The sequence below is a fragment of the Pseudomonas sp. DF5 genome (assembly GCF_058148225.1).
Genome location: NZ_JBYVYM010000092.1, coordinates 1 through 238, shown reverse-complemented (window position 1 = coordinate 238; position 238 = coordinate 1). Strand labels below are relative to the sequence as shown.

The window sequence follows — 238 nt, the reverse complement described above, 5'->3', positions numbered from 1 at the left end:
ATTCACAAAAGCCGCACAAACTATCGCATACCCAATTTGCTGAAGCGTCGAAAGACGGTTCGGTACCCGAATTTCTTGACGACCATAGAGCATTGGAACCACCTGATCCCATCCCGAACTCAGAAGTGAAACGATGCATCGCCGATGGTAGTGTGGGGTTTCCCCATGTGAGAGTAGGTCATCGTCAAGATTAAATTCCGAAACCCCTATCTGCGTATGCAGGTAGGGGTTTTGTTTT

The 238-nt window shown here is 47.9% G+C and carries 1 rRNA gene; it reads left to right on the top strand.

What is annotated here, in order from left to right:
• The first annotated feature begins 74 nt into the window (after window positions 1-74).
• Window positions 75-190, top strand: a 5S ribosomal RNA gene (rrf, locus tag AC30D7_RS28835).
• The last annotated feature ends 48 nt before the right edge of the window (window positions 191-238 follow it).